Annotated in this window: 13 protein-coding genes; 7 read left to right on the top strand and 6 right to left on the bottom strand. The window is 73.8% G+C overall.

Translation table 11 applies throughout. The annotated features are described in order from the left end of the window. Nucleotides 1-122 precede the first annotated feature (122 nt). The 3 genes from IEZ12_RS05740 to IEZ12_RS05730 form a co-directional block, all read right to left on the bottom strand. On the bottom strand, nt 123-578 hold the full coding sequence (locus IEZ12_RS05740; RefSeq protein ID WP_189271074.1) for a DUF6113 family protein: 456 nt from the start codon (nt 576-578) through the stop codon (nt 123-125). Continuing rightward, on the bottom strand, nt 575-1,462 hold the full coding sequence (mshB, locus tag IEZ12_RS05735) for an N-acetyl-1-D-myo-inositol-2-amino-2-deoxy-alpha-D-glucopyranoside deacetylase (RefSeq protein WP_100588867.1): 888 nt from the start codon (nt 1,460-1,462) through the stop codon (nt 575-577). Before mshB ends, IEZ12_RS05740 begins: the two co-directional genes overlap by 4 nt. 67 nt (nt 1,463-1,529) lie before the next feature. Further along, nucleotides 1,530-1,724, bottom strand: a complete 195-nt coding sequence (locus IEZ12_RS05730; RefSeq protein ID WP_189271073.1) for a DUF2304 domain-containing protein — start codon at nt 1,722-1,724, stop codon at nt 1,530-1,532. Between the two features lie 247 nt (nt 1,725-1,971). Here IEZ12_RS05730 and IEZ12_RS05725 point away from each other — a divergent pair, with 247 nt between their 5' ends. The 5 genes from IEZ12_RS05725 (at nt 1,972) to IEZ12_RS05705 (ending at nt 7,773) form a co-directional block, all read left to right on the top strand. Further along, nucleotides 1,972-4,089 carry a S9 family peptidase gene (locus tag IEZ12_RS05725; RefSeq protein WP_189271072.1) on the top strand — a complete coding sequence of 706 codons (2,118 nt, stop codon included), beginning with the start codon at nt 1,972-1,974 and terminating at the stop codon, nt 4,087-4,089. Nucleotides 4,090-4,210: 121 nt separating this feature from the next. Beyond that, a complete protein-coding gene (locus IEZ12_RS05720) occupies nt 4,211-5,173 on the top strand; it encodes an ABC transporter ATP-binding protein (RefSeq protein WP_189271071.1) in 963 nt (320 codons plus the stop codon). Further along, the gene (locus IEZ12_RS05715) at nt 5,170-5,892 is read left to right on the top strand and encodes an ABC transporter permease (RefSeq protein WP_043915901.1); all 723 of its coding nucleotides are present in this window, start codon (nt 5,170-5,172) and stop codon (nt 5,890-5,892) included. Before IEZ12_RS05720 ends, IEZ12_RS05715 begins: the two co-directional genes overlap by 4 nt. An 8-nt stretch (nt 5,893-5,900) precedes the next feature. Next, nucleotides 5,901-7,133: a sensor histidine kinase gene (locus IEZ12_RS05710; protein ID WP_189271070.1), complete on the top strand. Its 1,233-nt coding sequence runs from the start codon at nt 5,901-5,903 to the stop codon at nt 7,131-7,133. A gap of 10 nt (nt 7,134-7,143) precedes the next feature. Further along, nucleotides 7,144-7,773 (top strand): response regulator transcription factor, encoded by a 630-nt coding sequence (locus IEZ12_RS05705; protein ID WP_373295440.1) that lies wholly within the window; start codon nt 7,144-7,146, stop codon nt 7,771-7,773. 31 nt (nt 7,774-7,804) lie between these two features. Here IEZ12_RS05705 and IEZ12_RS05700 read toward each other — a convergent pair whose 3' ends face one another. Together IEZ12_RS05700 and IEZ12_RS05695 are read right to left on the bottom strand one after the other, a co-directional pair. Beyond that, nucleotides 7,805-8,674 carry a transglutaminase family protein gene (locus tag IEZ12_RS05700; RefSeq protein WP_189271069.1) on the bottom strand — a complete coding sequence of 290 codons (870 nt, stop codon included), beginning with the start codon at nt 8,672-8,674 and terminating at the stop codon, nt 7,805-7,807. 50 nt (nt 8,675-8,724) lie between these two features. Continuing rightward, nucleotides 8,725-9,741, bottom strand: coding sequence for a GNAT family N-acetyltransferase (locus IEZ12_RS05695; protein WP_189271068.1), 1,017 nt, complete (start codon nt 9,739-9,741; stop codon nt 8,725-8,727). A gap of 127 nt (nt 9,742-9,868) precedes the next feature. Here IEZ12_RS05695 and fdxA point away from each other — a divergent pair, with 127 nt between their 5' ends. Together fdxA and dapC are read left to right on the top strand one after the other, a co-directional pair. Then, entirely contained in the window at nt 9,869-10,195 is a 327-nt protein-coding gene (gene fdxA, locus IEZ12_RS05690) for a ferredoxin (protein ID WP_030061559.1), read from the top strand. 17 nt (nt 10,196-10,212) lie between these two features. Continuing rightward, entirely contained in the window at nt 10,213-11,358 is a 1,146-nt protein-coding gene (gene dapC / locus IEZ12_RS05685) for a succinyldiaminopimelate transaminase (RefSeq protein ID WP_100588873.1), read from the top strand. Nucleotides 11,359-11,430: 72 nt separating this feature from the next. Here dapC and IEZ12_RS05680 read toward each other — a convergent pair whose 3' ends face one another. Beyond that, nucleotides 11,431-12,141 (bottom strand): hypothetical protein, encoded by a 711-nt coding sequence (locus tag IEZ12_RS05680; protein ID WP_189271067.1) that lies wholly within the window; start codon nt 12,139-12,141, stop codon nt 11,431-11,433. Between the last annotated feature and the right edge of the window lie 315 nt (nt 12,142-12,456).

Raw genomic sequence — 12,456 nt, 5'->3', positions numbered from 1 at the left:
ACCGCCCTGCCCCGGTGGGCCGGACGGTGGGGGTGGCCCGCCGAGGCACCACCATACCGACTGCGGTTCCACCTCGTCCGACGACCGGTGGATCCCAATGGCCCGAATCCCCCCGGTATGGGCTACCGGTCGCCGTCCTTGACGGCCCGTCGGGGCTCCGGCGCCGGTACGCCGAACAGGAATCCGGTGCGGGTCGGCAGGGTCGCGCAGACCACGCCGAGCACCGAGCCGCCGAACAGGTAGGCGTACGCGGTCGCGGTCGCGGAGAGCACCAGGTCGCCTTCCGGGCGGGGCGCCAGCAGCACCGCCAGCACCAGGAACCAGCCGGCCAGCGGCGCGCCCGCGCCCAGCTTGGTGCCGGTCGCCCGCAGCCCGCCGTAGAACAGTCCGAGGCAGGCCAGCAGGGCGAGCAGCACGCCGACCGGCGCCCACAGGGCCTGCACGAAAGCTCCGCACACCGAGACGGCCGCGCCCAGCAGGAACAGCACCGCGTAGGCGGTGATCCGGGCGCCGCGCGGGGGCATCGGCTCGGCCAGTCGGTCCTCGCGGCTGCCGAGCACGGGGTGGAGGAGCTTCACCGGGCCACCCCGGCGAACAGGTCGCTCTCCGGGCCGCCCGGGCCGAGCGCGCCGCGGACCAGCTCGTAGTACTCGGTGGCCAGCAGCGGCTGACCGAGGTCGTTGCTGAGCGCGAAGTGGTGCCCGTCCACCACGATCTGGGTGGCGTGCGCCCGCATCGCGGCGGCCTTCGCCCCGGCGTGCGCGGCGTTGTCGAGCGTCGTGGTGATGATCTCGTCGTCCACCACGCCGGGAATCTGGTCGACCGGCGCGACGCCCTTGAACGGGGCCTCGGCGGCGGTCCGGCGCAGCCCGGCCTCGACCACCGAGCGCGGCACCCGGTTGTAGTAGACCTTGGCGATCCGCCAGGGCTCGCCCAGCTCCGGGCGGAACGCCGGGTCGGCGGCCAGCTCGTAGCCGCGCAGCGCCACCCGGTGGGTCTGGATGTGGTCGGGGTGGCCGTAGCCGCCGTTCTCGTCGTACGTCACCAGCACCTGCGGGCGGACCTCGCGGATCACCGCGACCAGGTGGCCGGCCGCCTCGTCCACGTCGGCCTGCCAGAAGCAGGACGGGTCGTCGTTGTCCCGGACGCCCATCATCCCGGAGTCCCGGTAGCGGCCCGCGCCGCCCAGGAAGCGGTGGTCGGTGACCCCCAACTCGCGCATGGCCGACGTCAGTTCGCCGATCCGGTGGGCGCCCAGGGTGTTGTCCCGGTCCTGCGCCAGGTGGGCCAGCTCGGGCGGGATCACCTCACCGCCCTCGCCCAGGGTGCAGGTCACCAGGGTGACCCGGACGCCCTCGGCGGCGTACCGCGCCATGGTGGAGCCGTTGTTGATCGACTCGTCGTCGGGGTGGGCGTGCACCAGCAGCAGTCCGCGCGCGTCGGCCGGAGGTACGGAGGTCATGTCCGGCAGCTTACGGCCTGCCCGGGGAGGACTTCCCGGACAGGCCGTGGTGGCGCGCTGGCGGCGGTCAGAGCCGCAGGCTGTTGATCATCCCGGCCAGGTTGGCCGTCACTTCTTGGATCGACGGTGCGATCGAGCTGGAGGCCAGGTAGAAGCCGAGCAGTGCGCACACCAGCGCATGGCCCAGTTTCAGGCCCGAACGTCGGACCAGGATCCAGACCACGAACAGCATCAGGACGGCGGCGGAGACGGACAAAGCCATGACGGCTCACACCCTTCCTCGGGTGCGCCGCCCCGGGGGAACGGGGCAGCGGGCGGAACGATGGTCAACTGATACCCGATCGGTGACCGTCGAGTGACGTTCCGTGAACCCTTCCGGGGTGTCGCGGCGGGCCCGTCCGGGCACAGCGCCGCCGGTCAGGGGCGGTCCGAACGGCCGCACCCCGCGGCGGCGGCGGGCTGCGCCGTCCGAGTGATCGGCGCCGCGGGCAGGGCTTAGGGTCTGCGCCATGACCACCGAGAAGCCGCACGACACCTTCCCCCGGCAGTACGCGCGCACCAACCGGTTCACCACCGGCGCGCCCCGGTCGTTCACCGTCACCCCGGACGGCGCCCGGGTGCTGTTCCTGCGCTCCCGGGGCGTCGAGGCGCCCGCCAACCTGCTGTGGAGCCTGGACGTCGCGAGCGGCGCCGAGACCGTGCTCGCCGACCCCGCGGTGCTGCTCGGCGGTGGCGCCGAGGAGCTGTCCGACGCCGAGCGGGCCCGCCGCGAACGCAGCCGGGAGACCTCCGCCGGAATCGTCGGCTACGCGCTGGACGCCGCCGGGCGCACCGCCGTCTTCGCGCTCTCCGGGCGGCTGTTCGCGGTCGCGGTGGAGACCGGCGAGGCCCGCGAACTGCCCGCCGCCACGCCGCTGTTGGACCCGCGGCCGAGCCCCGACGGCAAGCACGTCGGGTACGCCACGCCGAGCGGCGAGCTGCGGGTGACCGCCCTCGACGGCAGCGGCGACCGGCTGCTCGCCGGGCCCGAGGGCGAGGGCGTCAGCTGGGGGCAGGCCGAGTTCATCGCCCAGGAGGAGATGGGCCGCGACCGCGGCCACTGGTGGGCCCCCGACGGCGGCGCGCTGCTCGCCGCCCGGGTCGACGACACGCCGGTGCGCCGCTGGTGGATCGCCGACCCCGCCAACCCCGACCGCCCGCCGGTCGAGATCGCCTACCCGGCCGCCGGCACCCCCAATGCCGAGGTCGGACTGTGGCTGCTCGGCCTGGACGGCGCCCGCACCGAGATCCGCTGGGACCACGCCGCCCACCCCTACCTGGCCCGGGTCCACTGGTCGGCCGGCGGTTCGCCGCTGATCCAGGTGCAGGCCCGTGACCAGCGCGAACAGCTGGTGCTTGAGGTCGACCCGAGCACCGGGGAGACCACTGTGCTGCTCACCGAGCAGGACGAGGACTGGCTGGAGCTGTTCGCCGGCGTCCCGGTGCGGCGCGCCGACGGGCAGCTGGTGCGGATCGCCGACCACGACGGCGCCCGGGTCCTGATGGTCGGCGAACAGGCCGTCACCGACGCCGAGTTGCACGTTCGCTCGGTGCTCGGCCTGGACGGCGAGCAGGTGCTGTTCTCGGCCTCCTGCGGCGCCGCCGAGTTCGAGCGTCGCCCGGCCGGCTGGCTCGGCGTCTTCACCCACGGGCCGGAGGGCGTGCGGGAGCTCGGCGACGGCGCGCTCGGCGCCGTGCGCGGCGGCGGCACCACCGTGCTCACCACCGCCGACCCGCGACGGCCCGGCACCACCGTCACCGTGCTGCGGGACGGCGCCGAGCCGCTGGTGATCGCCTCCTTCGCCGACACCCCGCTGCTGGCCGCCCGCCCGGTGTTCCGGTTCGCCGGCGAGCGCCGGATCCCCTGCGCGGTACTGCTGCCCACCGGCTACGACCCGGACGTGGACGGGGAGTTGCCGGTGCTGATGGACCCGTACGGCGGCCCGCACGGGCAGCGCGTGGTGCAGGCGCACAACCCGCACCTGACCTCGCAGTGGTTCGCCGACCAGGGCTTCGCGGTGATCGTCGCCGACGGGCGCGGCACCCCCGGGCACAGCCCCGCCTGGGAGAAGTCCATCAACCGGCGCACCGCCGAGATCACCGTCGCCGACCAGGTCGACGCGCTGCACGCGCTCGCCGAGGAGTTCCCGCTCGACCTCGGCCGGGTCGCCATCCGCGGCTGGTCCTACGGCGGCTACCTGGCCGCCGCCGCCGTGCTCCGCGAGCCCGACGTGTTCCACGCCGCGGTGGCCGGCGCGCCCGTCACCGAGCACGACCTGTACGACACCCACTACACCGAGCGCTACTACGGCGACCCGGCGGTGGAACCCGAGGCGTACGAGGCCAACTCGGTGGTGGCGCTCGCGCCTTCGCTGCGCCGGCCGCTGATGATCGTGCACGGCCTCGCCGACGACAACGTGGTGGTCGCGCACAGCCTGCGGCTGTCCACCGCGCTGCTCGCCGCCGGCCGCCCGCACACCGTGCTGCCGCTGTCCGGGGTCACCCACATGACGCCGCAGGAGGACGTCGCCGAGAACCTGCTGCTGCTCCAGGTGCAGTTCCTGAAGGACGCGCTCGGCATCGCGTAACGGGTGCACCCGTGACATCCGTCATGCGGACGTTACGACGGTGCACACTGCCGCCGCCACCCCCGTTCCGAGGAGTCTTGAGGAGTCGCAGAGAAACGGCTCCGAAGGGACTGAGAGACAGATGGGTACGGGAACGGGGGAGGTCGCGGCCTTCCGGAACGTCAGCAAGAGCTACGGCCGGGTGAAGGCGGTGAACGGACTCGACCTGGTGCTGCGACCGGGCGAGACGGTCGCCCTGCTCGGCCCGAACGGCGCGGGCAAGTCCAGCAGCCTCGACCTGCTGCTCGGCCTGCGCGAACCCGACAGCGGCACCGTCGAACTGTTCGGCGGCACCCCGCGCGAGGCGATCACCGCCGGCCGGGTCGGCGCGATGCTGCAGAGCGGCGGCCTGATGAGCGACGTCAAGGTCCGCGAACTGGTCGCCCTCGCCTGCAAGGTGCACCCCAAGGGGCACGCGCCCGACGAGGTGCTGCGGACCGCCGGGATCACCGAGATCGCCGACCGCCGGGTCGACAAGCTCTCCGGCGGCCAGGAACAGCGCGTCCGGTTCGCCCTCGCGGTGGCCGGCGCCAACGACCTGATCGTGCTGGACGAGCCCACCACCGGCATGGACGTCTCGGTCCGCCGGCAGTTCTGGGCCGCGATGCGCGCCCAGGCCGACGCCGGCCGCACCGTGCTGTTCGCCACCCACTACCTGGAGGAGGCGGACTCCATCGCCGACCGCGTCCTCGTCCTGCACAAGGGCCGGCTGATCGCCGACGGCTCCTCCGCCGAGATCAAGGCCAAGGCCGGCGCCCGCCGGATCGGCTTCGAGCTGCACCCCTCCGACGGCGGCGCCCTCGACGAGGCCCTGCTGCGCGCCCTGCCCGGCACCGTCGGACTGGACGTCAGCACCCGCGCCGACGGCGTGCACACCGTCCGGATCCGCTCCACCGACGCCGACGCGGGCGTCGCCGCGCTCTACAAGGCCGGCCTGTACCCGCGCGGGCTGGAAGTCACCACCCTCGGCCTGGAGCAGGCCTTCCTGACCATCACCGGCGAGAAGGACAAGGACGACGAGGAAGCAGAGGCGAGCGCGCGATGACCACCCTGATCAAGCTGGAGATCCTGCGCACCCTGCGCAACAAGCGGTACCTGATGTTCACCGTCCTCTACCCGGCCCTGCTGTACGTGTTCTTCATCAGCGCCTACGGCAGCGGCGGCACCGTGGCCGGCGGCGTCTCCGTCAAGTCCTACTTCATGGTCTCGATGGCCACCTTCGGCGCGGTCGGCGCCGTCCTCACCGGCTCCGCGCAGCGGATCTCGCTGGAGCGCAAGAGCGGCTGGACCCGCCAGCTGCGGCTCACCGCCCTGCCCGGCCGGGCCTACACCCTCGGCAAGATCGCCTCCTGCGCCGTCACCACCCTGCCCGCCATCGCCGTGGTCTTCGTGATCGGCGCGATCGAGGGCGTCGACCTCACCGCCGTCCAGTGGCTCGGCCTGGCCGCCGCCCTGTGGCTCGGCAGCTTCGTGTTCGCCGCGCTCGGCGTCGCCCTCGGCTACGCCGCCCAGCCGGACGCCGTCCAGCCCGTCGTGATGATCGTCTACATGCTGATGGCGCTGTTCGGCGGCACCTGGTTCCCGGTCGGCGACTCGCTGAAGACCTACGCCCGGTTCAACCCCGTCTACGACTACAACCAGCTGGCCTCGTTCATCCACGGGCAGAGCGTCGCAGGCTCCGCGATCGCCGCCCTGGCGGGCTTCCTGGCGCTGTTCACCGCCGCCGCGGCCTACCTGTACCGCAAGGACGCGCAGCAGGCATGATGGCCCGCATGCAGAGCACCGGCCCGGCCCGCCGCCCCGACCAGCACGGGGAGGACGGGCCGGACGGCCGTTGGACCACGTACCCGGGCGCGCCCGTCGACACCCGCCGGCAGCTGCTCGTCAAGCTGATGTGGACGTCCGTCTGGGCGTTCTACCTGCTGTACCCCGTCCAGGACCTGACGACCGGTCAGCACACCACCGCCGGCACCGTCGCCGGAGCGGCCCTGCTGGTGGTCTTCCTGGCCGCCTACATGTCGCTGGTGGTGATCCGCAACACCCGCCGGATCGGCAGCTCCCGGCAGTACCTGCCGTTCGCCCTGATCCTCGGCATCGCCGTCGGCACCTCGATCGGCCTCGGCGAGGCCTGGCTGACCCTGTTCACCTACACCTCGGTCTGCGCCGCCCTCGTCCTGCCCGGCCGCAAGGCCCTCGTCGGCGTCGGCGCCGTCACCGCCGTCTTCGCGCTGATCGGTTTCGCCACCGGCGCCGAACACACCACCCTGGTCGCCGTCGGACTGCCCTGTCTGCTGGCCGGCTTCGCCATGTACGGCATGCAGCGCCTGGTCGCCACCATGCGCGAACTGCGCGAGGCCCGGACGGCCGTCGCCCACCTCGCCGCCTCCGAGGAACGGCTGCGCCTCGCCCGAGACCTGCACGACCTGCTCGGCCACTCGCTCTCGCTGATCGCCATCAAGAGCGAACTCGCCGGCCGCTTCATGGACGCGGAGAAAGCCGCCGAGGCCCGCGCCCAGGTCGCCGACATCGAACAGGTCGCCCGACAGTCGCTCACCGACGTCCGCGAGGCCGTCAGCGGCTTCCGCCGCCCCACCCTGCCCGTCGAACTCGCCGCCGCCCGCACCGCGTTGAGCGCCAGCCAGATCGAACTCGACGCCGACCCCCGACTCGCCGGCGAACGCCCCGGCCTCGGCACCGAGGAGACCGGCGCCCTCGCCTGGGCCCTGCGCGAAGCCGTCACCAACGTCGTCCGGCACGGCGTCGGCGCCACCCGCTGCACCGTCCACCTCGACGAGGCCTGGGAGGACGACGGCCGCTACGCCGTCCTGGAGATCGTCGACAACGGCCCCGGCCCCGGCAAGGCCCTCCCCGGCAACGGCCTCTCGGGCCTGCGCGAACGCCTCGAACAGGTCGGCGGCCGCCTCGACACCGGCCCCGCCAACTGCGGCAAGGGCTTCCGCCTGCGCGCCCTCGTCCCCCTGCGACCCGGCCCCAGCGGGGAATAGGCTGCGCCCCGTGACGGACGGAACGGGCGGTCGGCAGGTACGCGTACTCCTCGCGGAGGACCAGAGCATGGTGCGGGAGGCGCTCGCCGCGCTGCTCTCGTTGGAGGACGACCTCGACGTCGTCGCACAGGTCGCGCGCGGGGACGCCGTCGCCGCGGCCGTGACGGAGCACCGGATCGACGTCGCCGTCCTCGACATCGAGATGCCCGGCATGACCGGGATCGACGCCTGCGCCGAGATCCGCCGCGTCCGACCGCAGACCAAGGTCGTCATCGCCACCACCTTCGGCCGACCCGGCTACCTCCGCCGGGCCATGGAATCCGGCGCGGACGCGTTCCTGGTCAAGGACGCGCCGGCCGCGGAGCTCGCCGACGCGATCAGGCGGGTGCTGCGCGGCGAGAAGGTCATCGACCCGAAACTGGCCGCCGCCGCGCTCTCGGAAGGCGCGAACCCGCTCACCCCGCGCGAACGCGACGTGCTGGCCGCAGCGGCCGACGGATCCGTCAACGCGGACATCGCCGCCCGACTGCACCTCTCCGAGGGGACGGTCCGGAACTACCTGTCGATGGCGATCCAGAAGACGGCGGCGAGGAACCGCGCGGAGGCGGTACGGGTCGCGCGCGAGAAGGGCTGGCTGTAGGAGGCTGCACCGCCTCCGGTGGTGCTCCCCCTCAGTTCAGGCGGTGCCGCGCCGATTTCGCCTCCTGGCGCACGCGTCTCGCGCTCTCCGGGTCGAACGCGTCCAGGATCTCCGCGTACGCGTCCATCTCGGCGGCGCCGCCCAGGAAGTCTCCGGTCTTGACCAGCAACTCGGCCCGCTCCAGGCGCAGTTGCGCGGGGTGGCGGGGGAGGAGGAGGGCGAGTTCCGCAGCCCAGAGTTGGGTCCGGGCGTGCTCGGGGCGCTCGGCGGCCCAGTGGCGGATGTTGCCGAGGACGCGCAGCACGGTGTCGAGCGGCTGGGCGGGGGTGAGCAGGTCGGGGGAGAAGCGGTGGCCGGCCGCGGCCACGAGGCGTTCGACGTCGGGGACGTCGAGCAGCCGGCCGCCGTGGAAGGGGTCGGCGAGGACGTAGTCGTCGCCGGTCTCCGGGTCGCCGACGGCGACGATGAAGTGGCCGGGCAGGGCGATGCCGTGGACGGTCAGGCCGGCCCGGGCGGCGACGGCCGTCCAGACCAGCGAGAGCATGATGGGCAGCCCGCGGCGGCGGCGGAGCACCTCCGGGAGGAGGGAGGACTCCAGCCGCCGGTAGTCGGACTGGCGGCCGTGGAAGCGTTCCCGGCCGCCGAGCACCGCCGCGAGGAGCGCGGCGGTCTCCTCGGGGCCGTGCGGGCGGCGTTCGGCGACGGCCTGCCGGATGGCCGCGGCGTGGCGGTCGAGGGCGGTCCGACAGGCGCTCAGGACGGCATCGAGGTCGGGCGGTTCAGCGCTGTCGCCGGGGTCGCCGAGGGTGTGCTCGGCGGCGGCGAGCAGGCACAGCAGCACCGGGTCGGGGTGTTCGGCCCTGGCCTCGGCTCGGAAGCGGGTTCTGCTCTGCTCGGTCACTGCGGCCTTCGGTTCGGCAGCGGGTCGTGGCTCGGTTCAGGTGGTGCACGCTACCGCTGGGGGAGGCGGGCGTAGTGGTAAGTGTGACTGGTCGTGAAGCCCCGGCGGTCGTAGAGCGCCTGCGCGCCGTGGTTGTCGGTCTCGACCTGCAGGTAGGCGGCAGTGGCGCCCTCTTCGGCGGCGCGCGCGGCGAGCACCGCCATCAGGGCGGTGGCCAGGCCCCGACGGCGGGCCGCCGGAACGACCTCGATCGCGGAGAGGCCGGCCCAGGCGCCGTCCACGGCCATCCGGCCGATGGCCAGCGGGGCGCCGTCCGGGCCGGGCACGTGGGCGAACCAGACCGACGGTCCGCCGTGCAGGACGGCGTGCGCGGCGGCTTCCAGGGCCGGGTCGTCGCCCACCCGGCGGTACCGCGACAGCCAGTCGCGGTCGGCGGTGCGGGCGAGCCGGACCTGCCGCCAGCTGTCCGGCGCGGCCGCCCTGGTGAGTCCGCCGAGCCGTGCCGTGCGGACCGTGGTCGGGGCCAACCGGGCGCCCGACCGGTCGAGTTCGGCGGCGAGGTCGGGCGGCGAGGCGCCGTCCACCACTTCGACGTGCGCGGGCAGGCCGCGGGCCGCGTACCAGTCGCGGACCCGGTCGAGGGCCTCGGCCAGCGGCAGGCCGGGATCGCCGAGGGCCTGCACCGAGTTGGCGCGCCGGGTGAAGCCGGAGGAGGCGCGCAGCACCCAGTCGCCGAGCGGCTGCTGCTCGACGGCGGGCCAGCCCCGGGCCGCGGTGCGCTGGAGCCCGGTCGGGGTGACGTCGGGCATCGAGGTGTACCGGGCCGGGAACGGGGGCACGGATTTGCCCGCGACCAGCAGATCGGCGGCGAAGCGTACCGACACGCCGCCGCGGGACTCGACCGTCAACGCGTCGTCGTCCCAAGCAGTGAGCACGCCGATCACATCGCGGAATACCGGCCGTCCGTCCGCCACGCCGTCAACACGCCGCACCGAGACGCGTTTTCCCACGTCAGATGGGTTTATCCGGACCTCCGGACGGGCCTCGACAGGTACTCCGCCAGCCATCAATCGCACCTCCTGTGCATTTGCGTCCCTCGACCCGCGATACTAGGTGCGGGCATCGACGACGCCGCGCGCACCGCGCGACCGAGTAAACAGTAGGGCGGCAGCCCTTCCGAGGAGGAACGACAGCGTGACCTACGTCATCGCGCAGCCTTGTGTCGACGTGAAGGACAAGGCGTGCATCGAGGAGTGCCCCGTCGACTGCATCTACGAGGGTGAGCGTTCGCTCTACATCCACCCGGACGAGTGCGTGGACTGCGGCGCGTGCGAGCCGGTCTGCCCGGTCGAAGCCATCTTCTACGAGGACGACACTCCGGAGGAGTGGAAGGACTACTACAAGGCCAACGTCGAGTTCTTCGACGACCTGGGGTCGCCCGGCGGCGCCTCCAAGCTCGGCCTGATCGAGCGCGACCACCCGTTCATCGCGGCCCTGCCCCCGCAGAACGCCGACCACTGATCGGTGGCATCCACGCTGTGAGCACCAACGACAGCACGCACGCGCCGTTCCCGGGCCACCCGGGGGCGGCGCGCCGCGTATCCGACCGTCTGCCGGTCTTCCCGTGGGACAAGCTCGAACCGTACAAGCGCACCGCCGAGGGCCACCCGGACGGGCTGTGCGACTTCTCCGTCGGCACCCCGGTCGACCCGGTGCCGGAGCTGATCCAGCAGGCGCTGGCCGCGCACACCGACACGCCCGGCTACCCGACCGTGTGGGGCCCGCTCGCCCTGCGCGAGTCGATCGCCGGCTGGCTGCACCGCCGGATGGGCGCCGAGATCGGCCCCGAGGCGGTGCTGCCGACCGTCGGCTCCAAGGAACTGGTGGCCTGGCTGCCCGGCCAGCTCGGCCTCGGCCCCGGCGACCAGGTCGCCTACCCGAAGCTCGCCTACCCCACCTACGAGGTCGGCGCGCTGCTCTGCGGCGCCGAGCCGGTCGCGTACGGGGACCTCGACGAGCTGGACGGCAGCAAGGTCCGGCTGCTCTGGCTGAACTCGCCGTCCAACCCGACCGGACGGGTACTCGGCGCGGACGAGCTGCGCCGCGCCGTCGAGTGGGCCCGGGCGCACCGGGTGCTGCTGGTCAGCGACGAGTGCTACCTCGAACTCGGCTGGGAGGCCGAGCCGGTGTCGGTGCTGCACCCGTCGGTGTGCGGCGACTCGCACGAGGGGCTGCTGGCCGTCCACTCGCTCTCCAAGCGCTCCAACCTCGCCGGGTACCGGGCCTCGTTCGTGGCCGGCGACCCGGTGGTGGTCCGCGAGCTGCTGGAGATCCGCAAGCACGGCGGCATGATCGTGCCGGCGCCGGTGCAGGCGGCCACCGCGGTCGCGCTCGCCGACGACGCGCACGTCGCCGAGCAGCGGGAGCGGTACGCCCGGCGGCGCGGCGCGCTGCGGGCCGCGCTGGAGGCGTACGGGTTCCGGATCGAGCACTCCGAGGCGAGCCTGTACCTGTGGGCGACCCAGGACCGGCCGTGCTGGGAGACCGTGGCCGAACTCGCCGAGCTGGGCATCCTGGTGGCGCCCGGCGACTTCTACGGCCCGGCGGGCGACCGGTTCGTCCGGGTGGCGTTCACCGCCACCGACGAGCGGGTGGCGGCCGCCGTGGAGCGGCTCAAGCGCTGAGCCCGCGTCAGGCGTGCGGAAGGGGCGGAGCCGGTCGGCTCCGCCCCTTCGGCGTGTGTGCGGTGCGGTGGGTCAGCCGATCGGCAGGTGGCCGCCGAGCAGGCCGCCGAGCGGGGTGCCGGCGAGCAGGCTGCCCAGCGGGCTGTTGCCGCCGCCCAGCGCGGGCGTCCCGCCCAGGCGGTTGGCGGACTCGTGCTCGGCCAGGCCCGTGACGGTGTTGGTGAGCGGCAGGGACTGGGCGGCGGAGAGCACCGGGGCGAGCTTCTCGGCGGCCGGCAGGCTCTTCGCCAGGCGGTCGACCGGCAGGCCCTTGGCGACGGTCTGCAGCGGGGCGGCGGTGGCCTTGCGGGCGGCCGGGAGGACCTTGTCGGTGACCGCGGGGCCGACCTTCTGCTCGACGGCGGGGACGACCCGGTCGGACAGCGTGCCGAGCGCGCCGGTCAGCTGGTCGGCCTTGGCGGCCGGGCCGAGGTGGCCGAGCGCGTCGTCGGTGGAGGGCAGGGCGTGCGCGACGGTGTTGCCGGCCGCGTCGCCGGCGGCCGGGCCGCCCGCGGCGAGGGCGGCGCTGCCGGTGGTGCCGACCATCTGGCCGAGCTCGTGGGTCGCCCCCTGCACCGTGTCGCCCGAGTTGGGGACGTCGGCCAGCTTGGTCACTCCGGCGCCCAGGTCGGTCTGCGGGACCACCTCGGTGGCGGAGGCGGCGCCCGCGGCCGCGAGCGGCGCCGCGGTGGCGGCGACGAGCAGCGCGGCCTGGGCGATCCGGCGCGTGAGGGGGAGGGACATGGTGCTCCTAAGAGGTGAGGTCTACGGTCCGCCGGGCGGACGGCCGGAACGGCTGTCCGGTCTCGCCCCGCGGGCGACGTGTATGACCGCAAGAGCACCGGGAAGGTTTCGGCCGGTCAAGGTCAAGGGTTGGCAAAGATCGGACGATCCGCTTTCCGGCAAACCGGGCGGATCGTCCACGATGCGACCGCTGAAGAATCGTCACTTCCCTTGGCGGGGAAGGCGTCTGCCGCCCGCCCGGCGGACCGGCGTGTCGGCGGCCCGCCGACTGTCGTGCCGTCAGCGGGAGTTGACGCGAATCACCCGGTGGGCCGT

Source organism: Kitasatospora griseola, from assembly GCF_014648555.1.
Lineage (GTDB): Bacteria > Actinomycetota > Actinomycetes > Streptomycetales > Streptomycetaceae > Kitasatospora > Kitasatospora griseola.
Note: the sequence above shows the minus strand (reverse complement) of the source record. Positions and strands in the feature narration are given on the sequence as shown.